This is a genomic window from Pseudomonas sp. MDT1-16, assembly GCF_054898115.1.
Genome location: NZ_CM142717.1, coordinates 5,264,026 through 5,283,681 on the forward strand (window position 1 = coordinate 5,264,026; position 19,656 = coordinate 5,283,681).

At 60.0% G+C, this 19,656-nt stretch carries 17 protein-coding genes; 1 reads left to right on the top strand and 16 read right to left on the bottom strand.

What is annotated here, in order from left to right:
• Positions 1-4 precede the first annotated feature (4 nt).
• On the top strand, positions 5-1,498 hold the full coding sequence (locus tag ACYZT3_RS24270; RefSeq protein WP_462030916.1) for a sensor domain-containing diguanylate cyclase: 1,494 nt from the start codon (positions 5-7) through the stop codon (positions 1,496-1,498).
• An 85-nt stretch (positions 1,499-1,583) separates the two neighbouring features.
• On the opposite strand, the gene lpxC is transcribed toward ACYZT3_RS24270, so the two are convergent.
• The 16 genes from lpxC to mraZ all read right to left on the bottom strand — a co-directional run bounded on the left by lpxC (position 1,584) and on the right by mraZ (position 19,403).
• On the bottom strand, positions 1,584-2,495 hold the full coding sequence (gene lpxC / locus ACYZT3_RS24275; protein ID WP_282379021.1) for a UDP-3-O-acyl-N-acetylglucosamine deacetylase: 912 nt from the start codon (positions 2,493-2,495) through the stop codon (positions 1,584-1,586).
• Positions 2,496-2,607: 112 nt separating this feature from the next.
• A complete protein-coding gene (gene ftsZ, locus ACYZT3_RS24280) occupies positions 2,608-3,801 on the bottom strand; it encodes a cell division protein FtsZ (RefSeq protein WP_282379019.1) in 1,194 nt (397 codons plus the stop codon).
• A gap of 75 nt (positions 3,802-3,876) precedes the next feature.
• A complete protein-coding gene (ftsA, locus tag ACYZT3_RS24285; protein WP_033061341.1) occupies positions 3,877-5,136 on the bottom strand; it encodes a cell division protein FtsA in 1,260 nt (419 codons plus the stop codon).
• Between the two features lie 15 nt (positions 5,137-5,151).
• Complete coding sequence (locus ACYZT3_RS24290) at positions 5,152-6,021, bottom strand: cell division protein FtsQ/DivIB (protein ID WP_282379014.1); 870 nt, start codon at positions 6,019-6,021, stop codon at positions 5,152-5,154.
• 4 nt (positions 6,022-6,025) lie between these two features.
• Positions 6,026-6,994 carry a D-alanine--D-alanine ligase gene (locus tag ACYZT3_RS24295; protein WP_462030917.1) on the bottom strand — a complete coding sequence of 323 codons (969 nt, stop codon included), beginning with the start codon at positions 6,992-6,994 and terminating at the stop codon, positions 6,026-6,028.
• Complete coding sequence (murC, locus tag ACYZT3_RS24300; RefSeq protein WP_282379010.1) at positions 6,991-8,451, bottom strand: UDP-N-acetylmuramate--L-alanine ligase; 1,461 nt, start codon at positions 8,449-8,451, stop codon at positions 6,991-6,993. The genes ACYZT3_RS24295 and murC overlap by 4 nt, the downstream gene beginning before the upstream one ends.
• The gene (gene murG / locus ACYZT3_RS24305) at positions 8,444-9,514 is read right to left on the bottom strand and encodes an undecaprenyldiphospho-muramoylpentapeptide beta-N-acetylglucosaminyltransferase (protein ID WP_282379008.1); all 1,071 of its coding nucleotides are present in this window, start codon (positions 9,512-9,514) and stop codon (positions 8,444-8,446) included. Before murG ends, murC begins: the two co-directional genes overlap by 8 nt.
• Complete coding sequence (gene ftsW, locus ACYZT3_RS24310; protein WP_462030918.1) at positions 9,504-10,721, bottom strand: putative lipid II flippase FtsW; 1,218 nt, start codon at positions 10,719-10,721, stop codon at positions 9,504-9,506. The genes murG and ftsW overlap by 11 nt, the downstream gene beginning before the upstream one ends.
• Positions 10,718-12,064, bottom strand: a complete 1,347-nt coding sequence (gene murD, locus ACYZT3_RS24315; protein WP_282379007.1) for a UDP-N-acetylmuramoyl-L-alanine--D-glutamate ligase — start codon at positions 12,062-12,064, stop codon at positions 10,718-10,720. The genes ftsW and murD overlap by 4 nt, the downstream gene beginning before the upstream one ends.
• Before the next feature lie 5 nt (positions 12,065-12,069).
• Positions 12,070-13,152, bottom strand: a complete 1,083-nt coding sequence (gene mraY / locus ACYZT3_RS24320) for a phospho-N-acetylmuramoyl-pentapeptide-transferase (RefSeq protein ID WP_282379005.1) — start codon at positions 13,150-13,152, stop codon at positions 12,070-12,072.
• The gene (locus ACYZT3_RS24325; RefSeq protein WP_282379003.1) at positions 13,152-14,519 is read right to left on the bottom strand and encodes a UDP-N-acetylmuramoyl-tripeptide--D-alanyl-D-alanine ligase; all 1,368 of its coding nucleotides are present in this window, start codon (positions 14,517-14,519) and stop codon (positions 13,152-13,154) included. The genes mraY and ACYZT3_RS24325 overlap by 1 nt, the downstream gene beginning before the upstream one ends.
• On the bottom strand, positions 14,512-15,975 hold the full coding sequence (locus ACYZT3_RS24330) for a UDP-N-acetylmuramoyl-L-alanyl-D-glutamate--2,6-diaminopimelate ligase (protein WP_282379001.1): 1,464 nt from the start codon (positions 15,973-15,975) through the stop codon (positions 14,512-14,514). Before ACYZT3_RS24330 ends, ACYZT3_RS24325 begins: the two co-directional genes overlap by 8 nt.
• Complete coding sequence (locus ACYZT3_RS24335) at positions 15,975-17,714, bottom strand: peptidoglycan D,D-transpeptidase FtsI family protein (protein ID WP_282379075.1); 1,740 nt, start codon at positions 17,712-17,714, stop codon at positions 15,975-15,977. Before ACYZT3_RS24335 ends, ACYZT3_RS24330 begins: the two co-directional genes overlap by 1 nt.
• Positions 17,714-18,007: a cell division protein FtsL gene (gene ftsL, locus ACYZT3_RS24340; RefSeq protein WP_462030919.1), complete on the bottom strand. Its 294-nt coding sequence runs from the start codon at positions 18,005-18,007 to the stop codon at positions 17,714-17,716. The genes ACYZT3_RS24335 and ftsL overlap by 1 nt, the downstream gene beginning before the upstream one ends.
• Positions 18,004-18,951 (bottom strand): 16S rRNA (cytosine(1402)-N(4))-methyltransferase RsmH, encoded by a 948-nt coding sequence (gene rsmH / locus ACYZT3_RS24345; RefSeq protein WP_008147489.1) that lies wholly within the window; start codon positions 18,949-18,951, stop codon positions 18,004-18,006. The genes ftsL and rsmH overlap by 4 nt, the downstream gene beginning before the upstream one ends.
• Complete coding sequence (mraZ, locus tag ACYZT3_RS24350) at positions 18,948-19,403, bottom strand: division/cell wall cluster transcriptional repressor MraZ (protein ID WP_008147486.1); 456 nt, start codon at positions 19,401-19,403, stop codon at positions 18,948-18,950. Before mraZ ends, rsmH begins: the two co-directional genes overlap by 4 nt.
• Positions 19,404-19,656: the final 253 nt, after the last annotated feature.

Consider the following 19,656-nt stretch of genomic DNA (forward strand, 5'->3'; position numbering starts at 1 on the left):
AACCATGAGTGTGAGCCGTGCAACATCTCACCATCCGATCCTGTCGACGCGGTCGGAGCGGCTTCTGGTTCTCGGCAGTTTGCTGTTGGTGATTGCGATATTGAGCATCGTGGCGTTCCTGCTCATTCGCGAACGTGCCAATGCTGAACAGTCTGCCACTCGCGCAGCAACCAATATCGTGCAACTGATCGACGCAGACGTGCTGCGCAATATCGAACTCTATGACCTGTCCTTGCTCGGTTTGATCGCTGCCTCGCAGCGTGAAGACCTCAAGAGCGTTTCTCCTGCCATCCGACACCTGGCCTTGTTTGACCGTGCCACTGCGGCACCCTACAAGGGCGACATTTTGTTGCTGGACAACAAGGGCGACGTGATCGCCGACTCGGCCTCGGTAGAACCCAGAAAGGGCAATTTTGCTGACCGCGAATACTTTCAGTCGCACGTGACCAATCGCGACCCGAGCATGCACATCAGCCGTCCCTTCCGTTCCAGACAGGCTGAACATGAATGGCGAATCAGCTTCAGTCGTCGGGTCAGCGGCTCACAAGGCGAATTTCTTGGCGTAGCCGAAGCCGCCATGCGCTTGAGTTATTTCGATCAGTTGTTCAACAGTTTGAGCATCGGTCGTGACAGCTCGGTCAACCTGATCAGCTCGGACGGTATTCTTCTGGCCCAGGAGCCCCGTCTGGCCGAAGAGCTGATTGGCAAGGACTTCAGCAACCGTCCCAACTTCCAGCGCATTGTCAAAGAAGGCAACGGCAGCTTCACCGGTATTTCAAGCCGCCACAAGGATAAACGCCTGTACACGTTCTCCAAGGTGGGCAACTTGCCGTTGATCGTCATCGTTGCGTTGTCCAGTGATGAAGTGTTGTCGTCGTGGAAGCGCACGGCGGTGGTGGTCAGCGTTGCGACTATTGCGCTGTGCGTCAGTCTGCTCTGGCTGACCTGGTTGCTCTGCCGGGAATTGCGCCTGCGCTATCACGCCGAGCAGGAACTGGCTCAACTGGCGGCCACCGATGCCTTGACCGGCCTGGCCAACCGCCGAACGCTGGATCAGGTCCTGCGTCATGAGTGGTTTCGCGCTCAACGTTCCGGCCAGCCGTTGTCGCTGCTGATGATCGATGCCGACCACTTCAAGGCGTTCAACGATCGCCATGGGCATCAGAGTGGCGATGATGCCTTGCGCTCGGTGGCCAAGGTCATCTCCGCCAATGTGCGGCGCCCAGCGGATCTGGCCGCCCGCTACGGCGGCGAGGAGTTTTCGGTGATCCTGGCGGAAACCGACAGCCAGGGTGCGCAACAGATTGCCGAACACATCCGAGCGACCGTGGAGCAATTGCCGTTGGTGGCAGGTGCCGAGTCGCGGATTACTGTCAGTATTGGTATCAGTACCTGGACCACATCCGCCGAGATCGGTCTGGAACAACTGCTGTTTGCAGCGGACAAGGCGCTGTATCAGGCCAAGGAAGCGGGCAGGAATCGGGTGGTCGCAGGATGATCGTTCCCCCACTCTGAGTGGGAACGATCGGGCATAAAAAAAGGCCACCCGAAGGTAGCCTTTAAAAACTAGAGAGGTTTTTTACTTACACGGCCGCAACAGGGCGCATGTAAGAGATTGGTGCAGTGCTAGCGTCATCGAACGTCACGACTTCCCAAGCATCTGTCTGCTCAATCAACTTGCGCAGCAGCTGGTTGTTCAATGCATGTCCGGACTTGAAGCCCCTGAACTCACCAATCAGGCTATTGCCCAACAGGTATAGGTCACCAATTGCATCGAGGATTTTGTGCTTCACGAATTCGTCTTCATAGCGAAGGCCGTCTTCGTTCAGTACACCATCCGCGTCGACCACAATAGCGTTTTCAACGCTGCCGCCGAGTGCGAGGTTGTGCTTGCGCAGGTACTCGATGTCACTCATGAAACCAAAGGTACGGGCGCGGCTGACTTCTTTTACAAACGAAGTGCTGGAAAAATCCACGCTTGCACTTTGTGTGCGGTCACGGAAAACCGGGTGATCGAAATCGATCTCGAAGCTCACTTTGAAGCCTTCGAAAGGGACGAAAGTGGCGCGCTTGTCGCCGTCTTCCACTGTCACTTCCCGCAGGATCCGGATGAACTTCTTGGCGGCGTCCTGTTCTTCCAGGCCAGCCGACTGAATCAGAAATACGAAGGGTCCAGCGCTACCATCCATGATCGGAACTTCGGACGCGGAGAGCTCGACGTAGGCGTTATCGATGCCCAGGCCAGCCATGGCCGAGAGCAAGTGCTCCACCGTATCCACTTTGGTGTCACCACTGACCAACGTGGTCGACATCGTAGTTTCACCAACGTTTTCCGCGCGGGCAGGAATCTGCACCACAGGGTCGAGGTCGGCACGAACAAACACAATGCCGGTGTCGATAGGTGCGGGCTTGAGGGTCAGGTATACCTTCTCCCCGGAGTGCAGGCCTACACCTGTAGCACGGATAATATTTTTCAGTGTGCGTTGTTTAATCATGGCTTGGGCCGCTTCAGCGCAAATTGCGAACTGGTATCAACAAAGGCTGGCGATAATAGCAGACCAGGCCTTTGCTGAACACCAATCACCTTCATAGCCCTGATACATTCCATCAATCAGCCTGACGACGCAGGAAAGCCGGGATGTCCAGGTAGTCCAGATCATCTTGCGGATTCATCTTCGCGGCAGTCGCAGCACCGGCCTGAGCCTGGTTGCGCATGACGGTCGGACGGTCCAGGTCACGGTAGTTTACCGCTGGCTGTTCCTGACGTGCAGGGGTTTGTTGTTGTGGCTGGGAAGCCATGGAGGTGTGAACGGTATTGTCGATGACCTTCACAGGTTTCTCGATTTTCGCGCCCAGACCGGTGGCAACCACGGTCACGTGCAGCTCGTCGCGCATGTCCGGATCGATAACGGTACCGACCTTGACCATCGCGTGTTCGGAAGCAAAGGCTTCGATGATGCTACCCACGTCGGAGTACTCACCCAGGGACAGGTCAGGACCGGCGGTGATATTCACCAGGATGCCGCGTGCGCCTTGCAGGTTCACGTCTTCCAGCAGTGGGTTGCGAATGGCCGCTTCGGTGGCCTCACGTGCACGGTTCGGACCGCTGGCGCAGCCAGTGCCCATCATCGCCATGCCCATTTCGCTCATCACGGTCCGTACGTCGGCAAAGTCGACGTTGATCATGCCCGGACGCTTGATGATGTCAGAGATACCGCGAACGGCACCGGCCAATACATCGTCGGCCTTGGCGAATGCGGACAGCAGGCTTGCGTCCTTGCCAAGGATGGTCAGCAGCTTCTCGTTGGGAATGGTGATCAACGAGTCGACGCTTTCAGACAGCAGACGGATACCCTCGTCGGCGATCTGCATGCGCTTGCGGCCTTCGAACGGGAACGGACGGGTCACCACCGCAACGGTGAGAATCCCCATTTCCTTGGCCACTTCAGCAATGATCGGCGCAGCACCGGTACCGGTACCACCGCCCATGCCAGTGGTGATGAACACCATATTGGTGCCCTGCAGGACTTCGGCAATGCGCTCACGGTCTTCGAGAGCGGCCTGACGACCTACTTCAGGGTTGGCGCCAGCGCCGAGACCTTTGGTCACGCCGGTGCCCAGTTGCAGGATGGTCCGCGCGCCGATACTTTTCAGCGCCTGGGCATCAGTGTTGGCGCAGATGAATTCAACGCCTTCAATGTTGCTCTTGACCATGTGGTTGACAGCGTTGCCGCCGCCTCCGCCAACACCGATAACTTTAATAACCGGGCTTGCGGGGATGTTGTCTACGAGTTCGAACATTTTCCCTCTCCTTACATTCTCTAGTTTTTTCGCCTACTGCTTTTTGAAGCGGTGTTGCGGTGCTGCGGTAAAGCTTTAGAAGTTGCCTTGTACCCAGCTCTTGAAGCGATCGAGCAAGGCGACTTTCGGTTCTTCATTGCTGTAGCTGTCGCGGCTGCTGATGCCCGAGAACGAAATCCCGTCGGACTGCTTCTGCAGGCCGTACATCAACAGGCCAACGCCAGTGGAATAAATCGGGTTACGGACCACATCATCCAGGCCCTTGACGCCATGCGGCACGCCCAGGCGGACCGGCATGTGGAAGATCTCTTCGGCCAGTTCGACCGCGCCTTCCATCTTCGACGTACCGCCGGTCAACACGATGCCGGCCGGGATCAGGTCTTCGTAGCCGCTGCGACGCAGTTCGGCCTGGATCAGCGTGAACAGCTCGTCGTAACGCGGCTCGACCACTTCAGCCAGGGCCTGACGGGACAGCTCGCGCGGTGGACGGTCGCCGACACTTGGGACCTTGATGGTTTCACCGGCACCGGCCAGTTTGGCCAGGGCGCAGGCGTAGCGAATCTTGATTTCTTCGGCGTACTGGGTCGGGGTGCGCAACGCCATGGCGATGTCGTTGGTCACCTGATCGCCCGCAATCGGGATCACCGCGGTGTGACGGATCGCGCCTTCGGTGAAGATCGCGATGTCGGTGGTGCCGCCACCGATGTCCACCAGGCACACGCCCAGCTCTTTCTCGTCGTCGGTCAGGACCGAATACGCGGAAGCCAGCTGCTCAAGAATGATGTCGTCGATTTCCAGACCGCAGCGACGCACGCATTTTTCAATGTTCTGTGCGGCGTTGACGGCGCAGGTGACCACGTGAACCTTGGCTTCCAGACGTACGCCTGACATGCCCAAAGGCTCACGAACACCTTCCTGGTTATCGATCACGTAATCCTGCGGCAGGGTGTGCAGCACGCGCTGGTCAGCCGGGATCGCTACGGCCTGGGCGGCGTCGAGAACACGCTCAAGGTCGGCGGAGCTGACTTCGCGATCACGAATTGCCACGATGCCGTGGGAGTTCAGGCTGCGGATGTGATTGCCGGCCACGCCGACGAACGCCGAGTGAATGCGGCAACCGGCCATCAGCTGCGCCTCTTCGATCGCGCGCTGGATCGATTGCACGGTGGACTCAATGTTCACCACCACGCCTTTCTTCAGGCCACGGGACGGATGGGTACCGATCCCGACGATTTCCAGCGTGCCGTCGTCCGAGACCTCGCCGACCAGCGCCACCACCTTGGAGGTGCCGATATCGAGACCGACGATCATTTTGCCGCTTTGCACGTTTGCCATGGGTCCTGCCTCTTCTTAATTCTTCGCGACAGCGGGTTGGGCTGTCGTGGGCGCTACAGGTTCCCGCCAGCCAACAGCGAGGCCGTTGGCGTAGCGCAGATCAATGCGCGCAATGTTCGTAATCTGTTCTTTAAGCGTCTTGTCATAGATGGCAATGAAGCGGCGCATCTTTTCCACCAGCTTGCCGCGTCCCAGCAGCAGTTCGATCCCCGGGCCCGCGCTGCCAGCGCCGGTGGTCAAGAACCAGCTGCCTCGTTCACGCAACTCCAGGCGTGCAATCGAGAAGCCCAACGGCCTGAGCATCTGGCTCAGCACCTGGTATTGCTGCATGACCTGCTGTTGAGCCCGTTGTGGGCCGAACAGCTGGGGCAAGTGTTCGTAGTTCGCCAGTTCACGCGGGGTGAACGCCTGACCCTGGTTGTTCAACAGCGATTCATCGCCCCATCGGGCCACTGGCAGTTGTTCTTCCAGGCGGATCACCACTTGATCCGGCCACACCCTGCGCACTTCGGCGTGGGCAATCCATGGCATCCGTTCAAGCTCGGTGCGCATGCTCGCAAGATCGATGGTGAAGAAGCTCGACGCCACGTATGGGGCGATACGCTGCTGCACCGCTTGCTGGCTGATGTAACTCAAATCGCCCTGCACGTTGATCTTGGTAATCGGCCGGTCGGCGTAAGGCAGCAAGCGCTGCGCGCCTTCGTAAGTGCCGAACCCCAGCGCTACCAGCAGCACTGGCCAAAACAGGCTTTTCAGAAAACCAAAATTGGCTTTCGGCAGGCGCGCAGACATCGGCTCTTTGGCCACCATTCGACTGGCACCCCGCGGTACCGGCTTGCGGCCGGGTGGTGCGGAGGGCTGATGTCTCAGCTGGGCGCCTTGCATGGTCTTAACCTCGCGGCTCTTCGTTGCTGCCAACGTTTGCTGCCAAAATGGCCAGAACCAGTTGCTGGAAATCCAGACCGGCAGCACGGGCCGCCATCGGAACCAGACTGTGATCGGTCATGCCCGGTGCGGTATTGACTTCCAGGAACCAGAACTGCCCGTCGGCGTCCTGCATCACGTCTGCCCTGCCCCAACCGGCGATACCCAGCGCATCACAGGCTTTCGCCGTGAGGTCCATGAGTTCTTTTTCTTTGCTGCTGTCGAGGCCACACGGGATCCGGTACTGGGTATCGCAAGCCACGTACTTGGCGTCGTAGTCGTAGAAACTGTGTGTCGTGCCCAGGGCAATCGGTGGCAATACCTGGTCACGCAGGGTGGCGATGGTGAACTCCGGACCTTGAATCCATTGCTCGACCAACACTTGCGAATCGTAGGTACTGGCCGCTTTCCACGCGTCGATCAACTCAAGCGCTGAAGACACTTTGGCCATCCCGATACTTGAACCTTCATGGGCCGGTTTGACGATCAAAGGGAAGCCCAGTTCCGTCGCTGCCGAAATACAATCGGCCTCAGAGCTCAGTACCGCGTGGCGTGGCGTCGGAATACCGAGGCTGTGCCAGACCTGTTTGGTGCGCAGCTTGTCCATGGCCAATGCCGAGGCAAGAATGCCGCTGCCGGTGTACGGAATGCCCAGGCATTCGAGCAGGCCCTGCATGCTGCCGTCTTCACCGCCACGACCGTGGAGAATGATGAAGGCACGGTCGATCTTTTCGTTCAGCAGACGCTGCAACAGGTCATTGCCCACGTCGAGGCCGAACGCGTCCACACCGGCGCTTTGCAGCGCGTCGAGAACCGCGTTACCCGACTTCAGGGACACCTCACGCTCGGCACTCTTGCCGCCGAACAACACGGCGACGCGGCCGAAGTCTTTCGGCGCAAGTGTGGAGACGAGGTTGGCGTAAGCAGCAGTCATTTCAACTTCCCCACAGTTGGCGCGGCAACCGCACCCACGAACAACGGACTGTTCAACAATTTCGGTGCGAGACCACCAATATCACCAGCACCCTGGCACAGCAGGATGTCACCAGCACGCAACAGCGGTTTGACGATGGGCGCGAGGTCGACACCGCGCTCGATGTAGATCGGGTCGAGCTGACCGCGCTGACGGATGCTGTTGCACAACTTGCGGCTGTCGGCGCCCGGGATCGGCTCTTCACCGGCCGGGTAGACTTCCATCAGCAGCAGAACGTTGGCGTCGGCCAATACATTGACGAAATCGTCGTACAGGTCACGGGTCCGGCTGTAACGGTGCGGCTGGTAAACCATCACCAGGCGACGTTCCGGCCAGCCACCGCGCACGGCTTTGATCACGGCGGCGACTTCGGTCGGGTGGTGACCGTAGTCGTCGACCAGCATCACGTTGCCGCCTTCTACCGGCAGTTCGCCGTAGACCTGGAAGCGTCGGCCAACACCCTGGAACCCGGACAGGCCCTGGACGATGGCTTCATCGCTGACGCCCTCGTCGGTGGCAATGCAGATGGTTGCCAGTGCGTTCAACACGTTGTGGTTACCCGGCATGTTCACCGAGACATCCAGCGGATCGCGATCAGGACGCAGCACGGTGAAGAAGGTCTGCATGCCCTGCTGACGCACATTGATCGCACGCACATCGCAGTCATCGCCGAAGCCGTAAGTGACCGTAGGACGTTTCACCAGCGGCAGGATTTCACGCACCACCGGATCGTCCAGGCACACCACCGCCAGACCGTAGAACGGCAGGTTGTGGAGAAACTCGACGAAGGTTTTCTTCAGTTTGTTGAAGTCACCGTCGTAGGTCGCCATGTGGTCGGCGTCGATGTTGGTGACCACGGCCACCAGCGGCTGCAGGTGCAGGAAGCTGGCGTCGCTTTCGTCGGCTTCGGCGATCAGGTAACGGCTGGTGCCAAGCTGGGCATTGGTGCCCGCGGCATTCAGACGGCCACCGATGACGAATGTCGGGTCCAGGCCACCGGCGGCAAACACCGAAGCGATCAGGCTGGTGGTGGTGGTTTTGCCATGGGTACCGGCGACGGCGATGCCGTGGCGGTAGCGCATCAGCTCAGCCAGCATTTCAGCACGCGGCACTACCGGAATGCGGCGCTCCAGGGCGGTGGCGACTTCCGGGTTGGACGTGTTCACGGCACTGGAGGTGACCAGCACATCGGCGGTCGCGGCGTTCTCGGCGCGGTGGCCGATAAAGATCTGGGCACCAAAGGACTCGAGACGCTCGGTCACCGGCGAAGCTTTCAGGTCGGAACCGGACACGTCATAGCCCAGGTTCAGCAACACTTCGGCGATGCCGCACATGCCCACGCCGCCGATCCCGACGAAGTGGATTCTACGGATGCGGCGCATTTCCGGGTGCGGCATGGCTTTCTGATTCTCAACCATGGGCCACCTCCAGGCAGGTATCGACCACATTACGGGTTGCATCGGGTTTGGCCAGGCGGCGTGCAGCGGTGGCCATGTCGGTCAGTCGTTGTGGTTGCATCAGGACCTCTGTCAGGCGTGCGGCAAGATCCGCTGCGCCAGTCGTTCTTTGCGGCATCAGGAAGGCAGCGCCTTCACGGGCCAAATAATCGGCGTTGCGGGTCTGGTGATCGTCGATCGCATGGGGCAAAGGCACCAGCATCGAGGGCAGACCGGCGGCAGCCAGTTCACTGATGGTCAGCGCACCTGCGCGGCACACCACCAGGTCGGCCCAGCCATAGGCTTGGGCCATGTCTTTGATGAAAGGCTGCACTTGCGCCTCGACGCCAGCCGCGCGATAGCGCTCTGCAGTCACTTCATCGTGGTTTTTGCCGGCCTGATGAAACACTTCCGGGCGCAGGTCGGGGGCGACTTGCGACAGGGCTTCAGGCAGCAACTTGTTCAACGGCTCTGCGCCCAGGCTTCCGCCCAGAATCAGCAAACGCGCCTTGCGACCGGCCAAAGCCTGTCGCGGTGTGTCGAGGAACAGCTCGGTGCGCACCGGGTTACCGGTGGTCCGACGGCTGTCCGACAGGGTAAAGGTGTCGGGGAACGCTTCACAGACTCGGGCGGCCAACGGCACCAGCAACCGATTGGCGGTACCGGCCACCGCGTTCTGCTCATGAACGATCACCGGCACGCCGGCCAGTTTGGCTGCAACGCCGCCAGGACCGGTCACATAACCACCAAAGCCAACCACACACACCGGCCGCAGCTGACGAATGATCGCCCGCGCCTGCCAGATCGACTTGAGCAACATGAGCGGTGCCTTGAGCAAGGACAGCTTGCCCTTGCCGCGCAAACCGCTGGCATTGATCCGGTGCAGCTCGATTCCGGCCATCGGCACCAGATCGTTCTCGATGCCACGCGGGGTCCCGAGCCAATGCACGGTGTACCCACGGGCCTGGAATTCGCGGGCACACGCCAGCGCCGGGAACACGTGGCCACCGGTGCCGCCCGCCATGATCAATACATTAGCGCCCATGGGTCGGCTCCTCGGCGAAGTCGCTCTCATGGAACTCCATCTCTTCACTGCCCAAATGGGTTCGACTTTCCCACTCGATACGCAGCAACAAGCCGAGACAGGCACAGCAGATCACCAACGAACTACCGCCATAACTGAGGAACGGCAGGGTCAGACCCTTGGTCGGCAGCAGGCCGACGTTCACTCCGATGTTGATCAGGAACTGACCAATCCACAGGAATGACAGGCCGTACGCGATGTAGGCAGCGAAGAATTGCTTGGCCTTCTCGGCCCAATAGCCGATGTACATGCCACGCACACAAACAAAGACGAACAGCGCCACTGTGCACAAGGAACCCACGGCACCCAGCTCCTCGGCCAGGACCGAGAACACGAAGTCGGTGTGGGCTTCCGGCAGGTAGAACTGTTTCTGCACGCTGTTGCCCAGGCCTACGCCCAGCCATTCCCCGCGACCAAAAGCGATTAATGCTTGGGACAACTGGTACCCAGCACCGAACTGGTCGGCCCACGGATCCGCAAAGTTGGTCAACCGCGCCATTCGATACGGCTGCACTTGAATCAGCAACACCACCGCCCCGACCGCGAGGATAACCATCAGGGAAAAACGGAACAGCCCGACCCCGCCGAGGAACAGCATCGCCGCCGCAGCCCCCATCATCACGACGGTGGCACCGAAGTCCGGCTCCATCAGCAACAGACCCGCCATTGGCAGCAGAACGATGAACGGCTTGAAAAAGCCCATCCAGCTTTCACGCACTTCTTTCTGGCGACGCACCAGATAACCGGCGAGGTAGATCACCACGAACACCTTGGCGATCTCGGAAGGCTGGACGTTGAAGAAGCTGAAGCCGATCCAGCGCATCGAACCGTTCACTTCACGGCCGATCCCCGGGATGATCACCATCACCAGTAAACCGAACGCACCAATCAGCATCAGCCAGCCCAGACGTTGCCAGGTGGCGATCGGAATCATCATGGTGACGATGCAGGCGCCAAGGCCCAGCACCACGTAGATAAGGTGGCGAATCATGTAATACAGGGCACTACCCGACTGCACCGCTGCTACTTCGGTCGATGCCGATGCAATCATGACCAGCCCGAGGCCGATCAATGCCAGGCAGCCGGCGAGCATCGGGAAGTCGAGGTCGATACCGCGCCCGGTGATGATCGGCGACGGGTATGGCTTGATGATATTTCTCAGGCTCATGCCAGATCCTCCACAGCGCGGACGAACTGGTGACCACGGTCTTCGTAATTCTTGAACATGTCGAAACTGGCGCAGGCTGGCGACAGCAGCACCGCGTCGCCCGGTTCGGCGATGGCGCGGCATTGCGCGACGGCTTCGTCCAGCGAGTTGACGCGAATCAGTGGCACGGCATCGCCGATGGCCTGAGCGATCAGCTCGGAGTCGCGACCCATCAGCACCACGGCGCGGCAGTTAACCGCGACCGGATCACGCAGGTCCTTGAACTCGGCACCCTTGCCATCGCCACCGGCGATCAGCACGAGCTTGCCGTCGATGTCCGCGCCCAGGCCTTCGATGGCAGCCAGTGCGGCGCCGACGTTGGTGGCTTTGGAATCGTTGTAGTAGCCCACGCCATTCAGGTCGCGGACCCATTGGCAGCGATGCTCAAGCCCGGCGAAAGTACGCAGGCTCGACAGCATGGCATCGAACGGCAGGCCAACAGCATGGCCCAGGGCCAAGGCCGCCAGGGCGTTGGACTGGTTATGGGCGCCGCGAATCTTCAACTCGCGCACCGGCATCAGGTTCTGGAACTCGAAGGCCAGGTACTTCTCGCCGTCTTCTTCGCGAATACCGAAGGCCTTGAAATCAGGTTTGCTCAAACCGAAAGTCCAGCATGGCTGACCTTCGCCCATCAGCGGACGGCTCAGGGCATCCTGACGGTTGACCACAAACTGCTTCGCACCTCGGAAGATCCGGTGCTTGGCCAGGTGATAGGCCGGCAGACCGCTGTAGCGGTCCATGTGGTCTTCGCTGACGTTGAGCACGGTCGCCACTTCGGCGTTCAGTTGATCGGTGGTTTCGAGCTGGAAGCTCGACAACTCCATCACGTACAGCTCGACGTCGTCACTGAGCAGATCCAGCGCCGGCGTACCGAGGTTACCGCCGACGGCGACACGCTTGCCGGCCGCTGCAGCCATCTCGCCCACCAACGTGGTGACGGTGCTTTTCGCGTTGGAACCGCTGATGGCGACAATCGGCGCTTTCGCGTTACGCGCGAACAGCTCGATGTCACCGGACAATTTCACGCCACGGAGGGCGGCGGCCTGCAGGGCCGGGGTCGCCAGCGCCAGGCCGGGGCTCACGTAGAGCTCGTCGGCGCGGCACAGGAACTCGACGTCCAGCTCGCCACAACGCACTTCCACGTGCGGATAGTCACGCTTGAGCGTGGCCAGTTCCGGTGGATTTTCCCGCGTATCGGCGACAGCAAACGACACGCCCCGGTTCGCCAGGAAGCGAACCAGGGACATGCCGCTCTTGCCGAGGCCGACAACGATGCGGAAGTGGTCAGAAGCGATCAGAGACACTCGTTCTACCTCAGCTTCAGGGTGGCAAGGCCAACCAACACGAGAATCACGGTGATGATCCAGAATCGGACGATCACACGTGGCTCGGGCCAGCCCTTGAGTTCAAAGTGGTGGTGAATCGGTGCCATGCGGAACACACGGCGACCGGTGAGCTTGAAGGAAGCAACCTGGATGACGACTGACAGGGTCTCCATCACGAACACGCCGCCCATGATGAACAGGACGATTTCCTGACGGACGATCACCGCGATGGTGCCCAGGGCCGCGCCCAGTGCCAGTGCGCCGACGTCGCCCATGAACACCTGAGCCGGATACGTGTTGAACCAGAGGAACCCGAGGCCCGCGCCGATCAACGCGCCGCAGAACACAATCAACTCGCCTGCGCCCGGCACATACGGGATCAACAGGTATTCAGCGAATTTCACGTTACCCGACAGGTAGCAGAAGATCCCCAACCCGCCGCCGACCATGACGGTGGGCATGATCGCCAGACCGTCGAGGCCGTCGGTCAGGTTGACCGCGTTGCTCGAGCCGACGATCACGAAGTACGTCAGGACGATGAAACCTGCGCCCAGCGCAATGCTGTGGTCCTTGAGCATCGGCAGGATCAGGGTGGTTTCCACCGGTGTCGCTGCGGTCATGTAAAGGAAGATTGCCGCGCCCAGGCCGAACACCGATTGCCAGAAATACTTCCAGCGGCTCGGCAAGCCACGGGAGTTCTTCTCGATCACTTTGCGGTAATCGTCGACCCAGCCGATGGCGCCGAACAACAGGGTCACCAGCAGCACGGTCCACACGTAACGATTGGACAGGTCAGCCCAAAGCAACGTGCTGACGCCGATGGACGAAAGAATCAGTGCGCCGCCCATGGTCGGGGTGCCCGACTTGGACAAGTGCGATTGTGGACCGTCGTTGCGAACGGATTGACCGATCTGACGGTTCTGCAAAGTGCGGATCATCCACGGGCCAAAGCACAGCGACAAAACCAACGCGGTCAGCACACCGAGAATCCCGCGCAGGGTCAGGTACTGAAAGACCGCGAAGCCTTTGTAGAACTGTTGCAGATACTCCGCTAGCAGCAGCAGCATTAATGTTTCTCCAGGCTGGTCCCGCACAAAGCGGCGACGATGTTTTCCATCGCAGCGCTGCGCGAGCCCTTGATCAAAATGGTGGTGTTTGTGTCTTGCTCGGCGCCCAGGGCCTTGATCAGCTCAGCCTGAGTGGCGAAGTGAAAAGCCTGCGGACCGAAAGCGTTCACCGCGTGAGCCATCATTGGCCCGACGGCGTAAAGCGCGGAAACCTTGCCGCGGGCGTACTCGCCCACATCGCGATGTCCCTGCTCCGCCCAATCGCCCAGCTCGCCGATATCTCCGAGCACCAGAACGGTGCGACCGGAAAAGCCGGCGAGTATATCAACGGCGGCGCACATAGAGGTGGGGTTCGCGTTGTACGTGTCATCGATCACGCGCATGCCATGGGTGGCCAGTTGCGCGACGGTGCGCCCCTTGACCGGTTGCACCGCGCCGAGACCGCTGGCGATGCCGGACAGCGACACGCCCAGCGCATGGGCAGCGGCTGCGGCGGCCATGGCATTGGCAACGTTATGGGTGCCGAGCAGGTTCAGTTGGACGCGTTCCATACCTTCAGGACTGTGCAGATTGAACGCCGGGCAACCGCGAGCGTCACGGTCCAGATCGCTGGCATAGAAATCGGCGCTGACATTGCTCAGGGCGAAGGTCAGCACTTTGCGACCGGCAGCGCGGGTCTTCCAGATGCCGAACGCCTTGTCGTCAAGATTGAGAACGGCGACGCCATCGGCATCCAGCCCTTCAATAATCTCGCCCTTGGCTTCAACGATTTTTTCCGGCCCGCCGAACTCACCGACGTGGGCGGTCCCGGCGTTGTTGAGCACGGCCACATGAGGTTTGGTCATGCCGACGGTGTAGGCAATTTCGCCGAGCCGCGAAGCACCCAGTTCGATCACCGCAGCGGTATGTTCCGGCGCGAGTTCAAGCAGGGTCAGCGGAACGCCGAGATCATTGTTCAGGTTGCCGCGGGTCGCCAGCACCGGACCACGGGTGCGCAGGATGCTTGCGAGCATTTCCTTGACCGTGGTTTTACCGCTGGAGCCAGTGATGGCCGCGACCGGGTTGGTATAAGCAGCACGGTTCATCGCGCCCAGTTGGCCGAGGGCCTGGCGGGTGTCTTTGACCAGCAATTGCGGGAGTGCGCTGTCGGCGACTTCGCGCTCGACCAGCGCCGCTACGGCGCCTTTTGCGGCAACGTCATTGAGATAGTCATGACCATCGAAACGCGGACCGGTCAGGGCAATGAAGAGTTGGCCGGGTTTGATCGCACGGCTGTCGATGCTGACACCGTCGAAGCTGGCATCGGCAGCGATCAAGCGGGCATTCAGCGCGCCGGTCAGTTCGCTCAGTTTCAAGGCTTTAAGCATGAGCCACCTCCCACGCGGTGAGGGCGTGATCCGCTTCGACCAGGTCGGAGAATTCGTGACGCTGGCCGTTGATTTCCTGATAGTCCTCGTGACCTTTACCGGCCAGGACAATCACGTCATCCGCCGAAGCGCTGGCGATCAATTGGGCAATCGCCTGGCCACGGCCAGCGACGAAAGTGACTTTATCCACAGCCTTGAAACCGGCGCGGATGTCGTCGAAGATCACTGCCGGGTCTTCGGTTCGCGGGTTGTCATCGGTCACCAGCACGCCGTCAGCCAGACGCTCGACCACTTCGGCCATCAGCGGACGCTTGCCGCGATCGCGATCTCCGCCGCAACCGAACAGGCACAGCAAACGGCCCTTGGCGTGAGGACGCAGGGCCATCAGGACTTTTTCCAACGCATCCGGGGTGTGGGCGTAATCGACCACGACCAGCGGCTGATTGCCACCGCCGAGGCGCTGCATGCGTCCGGCCGGGCCTTCAAGTTTTGGCAGGACCTTGAGGATTTCGTCCAGCGCGTAGTCCAGACCGAGCAAGGCGCCGACCGCGGCCAGCACGTTGCTCAGGTTGAAACGACCGAGCAAGGTGCTGCGCAAATGATGCTCGCCCTGCGGCGTAACCAACGTGGCGCGTACACCTTCGTCGCCGAATTGCGCTTCACGGCAATAAAGGTAAGCACTGGCATCTTCCAGGCTGTAGGTGATCAAGCGCGATTCGCGTTTATCCGCAGCCAGTTGCCGGCCGAAATCGTCGTCGAGATTGACCACCCGGCATTTCAAATCATTCCAGGCAAACAGCTTGGCCTTGGCTTCGCCGTAGGCTTGCATGGTGCCGTGGTAATCCAGGTGATCACGGGACAGGTTGGTCATCACCGCCACATCGAACGCCAGTGCGGTCACGCGGCCCTGGTCCAGACCATGAGACGAGACTTCCATGGCAACCGCTTTGGCGCCGGCCTTTTTCAGGTCAGCAAGGGTCGCTTGCACGGCGATCGGGTTCGGCGTGGTGTGCAAGCCGCTTTCGAGCGCGCCGTAAAAACCGGTACCCAACGTGCCGACGATGCCGCAGTGCTGACCGAGCAGGTCGAGCGCCTGGGCAACCAACTGAGTCACGCTGGTTTTGCCGTTGGTGCCGGTCACGCCGATCAGGTTCAGGTGACGACTAGGGTCGCCATAAAAGCGTCCGGCGATGTCGGACAACTGCGCCGCCAGGCCTTTGACCGGAATCAACGGCACATCGGTAATCGGCAACACGGTCGCACCTTCGACCTCATACGCCACAGCGGCAGCGCCGCGTTGCAGGGCGTCGGCAATGTGCGCACGACCGTCGAACTTGCCGCCAGGGACGGCGAGAAACAGGTCGCCAGCCCGCACGTTGCGGCTGTCCAGGGTCAGTTCGCGGATCAACAGATCGCGGCCCGCGTGGGCGAAAATCTTGTTCAGGCTCAGAGACATCAGCCGCGCCCTCCATTGGCTTTCAGCGGAACGACCGGTACTGCGTTCGCTTGTTGAGTAGGTGGCAGATTGTCCGGGGTGACGTTCATCAGGCGCAGCGTCCCGGACATCACTTTGCTGAACACCGGCGCCGATACCAGACCACCGTAGTAACCGGCCTTGGTCGGTTCATCGATCACCACCACGATGGCGTAGCGCGGATCGCTCATCGGGCCGAAGCCGGCGAACAGCGAACGGTAGGAATTCTCGGCGTAGCCTTTGGTACCGACCGACGTTTTACGCGCGGTACCCGACTTGCCGCCCACGTGATACGCCGGCACCTGCGCACGGAACACACCGCGCGGCGCTTCGATCACTTGCTGCAGCATGGTCTGCATGGTTTTCGCCACCGTTTCCGGTAGCACTTGCGTGGTTTGCGGCGCCTTGTCGGTTTTGATCAGGGTCAGGGGCGCGAGGCGACCGTTGTTCGCCAACGCGGAGAAAGCGTGGACCAATTGGATCGCGGTCACGGAAATGCCGTAACCGTAGGACAGCGTGGCGGTTTCAGCCTTACGCCATTCGCGGTAGTTAGGGAGGTTGCCCACGCGCTCGCCTGGGAAACCCAGGCCGGTGTCCTGGCCAAGGCCGACTTTCTGCGCCAGGCGGAAAATGGTTTCGCCGCCGATATCAAACGCGACCTTACTCATGCCGACGTTACTGGAATTGATCAGAATGCCGGTCAGGTCGAGCACCGGGCCTTCAGTCTTGGAGACGTCGCGAATGGTGTATTTGCCGATTTGGAGCGTGCCTGGGTAAACCTCGACGGTGTCGGTCGGTTTCCAGCGACCGGTTTCAATCGCAGCGCTCATGGAGATCGCTTTCATGGTCGAACCCGGTTCGAACACGTCGATCATCGCGCGGTTGCGCATCATCGCCGGTTGCAGGTTGCGACGGTTGTTTGGGTTGTAGGTCGGCTGGTTAACCATGGCGAGGATCTCGCCGGTCTTCACGTCCATGATCACCAGGCTGCCAGCCTTGGCGCCGTTCTCGATGATCGCGTTACGCAGTTCGCGGTTGGCCAAATATTGCAGACGCAGATCAATGGACAACGCCAAGGGCTTGCCGGCCTTGGCGTTTTTGGTCACCTGAACATCTTTGATAAGTCGACCGCGCCGGTCCTTGATGACCTGCCGCTTGCCGGGGACACCGGCCAGCCATTCGTCATAAGCCAGCTCGACACCTTCTCGACCGTGATCATCGATGTCGGTGAAGCCGACCATATGGGCGGTGACTTCACCGGCCGGGTAGAAACGGCGGAATTCTTCGATGCCGTAAACGCCCGGCACTTTCAGGTCGAGCACAGACTGCCCCTGCTCGGGGGTCAGCCCGCGCACCAGGTAGATGAATTCTTTATTGGCTTGGGCTTCGAGACGCTCGGCCAGGGCTTTAGGGTCCTGGCCCAGAGCGGCCGCCAGTGCAGGCCACTTCTCTTTGGCCAGCTGCATTTCCTTGGCGTTGGCCCACAGCGTGGTGACCGGCGTACTGACGGCCAAAGGCTCGCCGTTACGGTCAGTGATCAGACCACGGTGAGCCGGAATCGGAATATGACGAACGCTGCGCGCATCGCCCTGACCTTTAAGGAAGGCACGGTCAACCACTTGCAGGTCGATAATGCGCCAGGCAATCGCCGCGACCATAACGCCAAGCAAACCCAGCACCAAGCGGAATCGCCACGGAAAGAGTGCGCCCTCGAGTTTCATCATGGCGCCACCATCTGCACTTCAGCTGCGCCAGGAATACGCATCTTCAGTTGCTCGGTCGCCAGGACTTCGATACGGCTGTGGGCGGTCCAGGTGCTCTGTTCGAGAATCAAACGGCCCCACTCCGCTTGCGCCTTGTCACGCACGCTCAATTCGTTGTACAGCAAATTCAACAGCTGACGGTTCCAGTGGGCGCTGTAGGAAACACCGATGGCCGACACGAGCACGCCAATAAACAGCAGCAGCATGAAAAAGCTTCCGCCGGGAAGTGGCTTGGCGAAAAGCTTGCTCACCGCAGCTTCTCGGCGACGCGCATGACGGCGCTACGGGAACGTGGGTTGGCTTTGAGTTCGGCCTCGGAGGCGGACTGCGCTTTGCCATGGATTTTGATGATCGGTTCGAAGGCGACGTGACGTACCGGCAGGTTGCGCGGCAGGTTGTCGGCTTCGCCTTTCACCAGTTTGCGCATGAACAGTTTGACGATGCGGTCTTCCAGCGAGTGGAAGCTGATGACGACCAGACGGCCGCCGACTTCAAGGCATTCCAGTGCGGCTTCGAGGCCAGCTTCCAGATCGCCCAGTTCGTTGTTGACGTGAATCCGCAAGCCCTGGAACGCACGGGTCGCCGGGTTCTTGCCCTTTTCCCACGCCGGGTTGGCCACTTTCAGGACTTCAGCCAGATCGGCAGTGCGCTCGAACGGCTTGATGTCGCGACGCTCGGCCACGGCACGGGCCATCCGGCCGGAGAAACGTTCTTCGCCGTATTGCTTGAACACCCGGGCGATTTCTTCCACCGGGGCGGTGTTGACGAATTCGGCAGCGCTGATCCCGCGGGACGGATCCATGCGCATGTCCAGCGGGCCATCATTGAGGAAACTGAAGCCGCGCTCAGGGTCGTCGAGCTGCGGCGAAGACACGCCGAGGTCGAGCAAAACGCCGCTGACCTTGCCGGCCAGACCCCGTTCGGCGACTTCCGAACCGAGCTCGGCAAAGCTGCGCTGTACAACGACAAAGCGGCCGTCTTCGGCCGCTAGCGTTTGCCCGGTGGCAATCGCTTGAGGATCTTTATCGAATCCGAGTACCCGTCCATCGGGACCGAGCTGGCTCAAGATCAACCTGCTGTGTCCGCCACGCCCGAACGTACCGTCCAGATAGCAGCCATCAGGACGTACGGCGAGAGCCTCCACGGCTTCGTCAAGCAGTACGGTGATGTGGTTAAAGCCGCTATCAATAGTCACAGGATCAAATCACGCAGTTCATCAGGCATGGCGCCCGGTTGTTGAATGGCAGCCAGGTCAGCGGCAGAAACCGCATCCCAGGCATCCTCGTCCCACAATTGGAACTTGTTCAGTTGGCCTACCAACATCGCGCGCTTATCCAACTTGGCATATTCACGAAGACGCGGCGGAACCAGAAAACGACCACTGCCATCGAGCTCGAGGTCGACGGCATTACCAATCAGTAAACGTTGCAGGCGGCGGTTCTCTTCGCGAAGCGAAGGCAGTGCGCGCAGTTTGGTTTCAATAATTTCCCACTCATCGAGGGGGTAAACACACAAACACGGATCAACGGCATCGATTGTGACGATTAACTGACCGGAACTACGCGAAACGAGTTCGTCACGGTACCGGCTCGGCATAGCGAGACGGCCCTTTGCGTCGAGACTGATAGCGTTAGCTCCGCGAAACACGTCAGCGTTTCTCCAAATATTAGCGTTTTGAGTTCAAAAAACCCACTTCATGCCACTTTCCGCCACTTGTGCACACTATAGGAATGCGGCCACTGCACCGTCAAGGCGCGGATTAAAGGAAAAGCCTTACAGAACTGAGATTTAGGAGCGTATTAGGAGGGGCAAGGAGAATCAGACGTGTCTTTCGGCTCAATAACTTGAACCAGCACTGATGGCTGCGTTCGAAAGTTAAAGTAATTTATTAAGAGTAAGA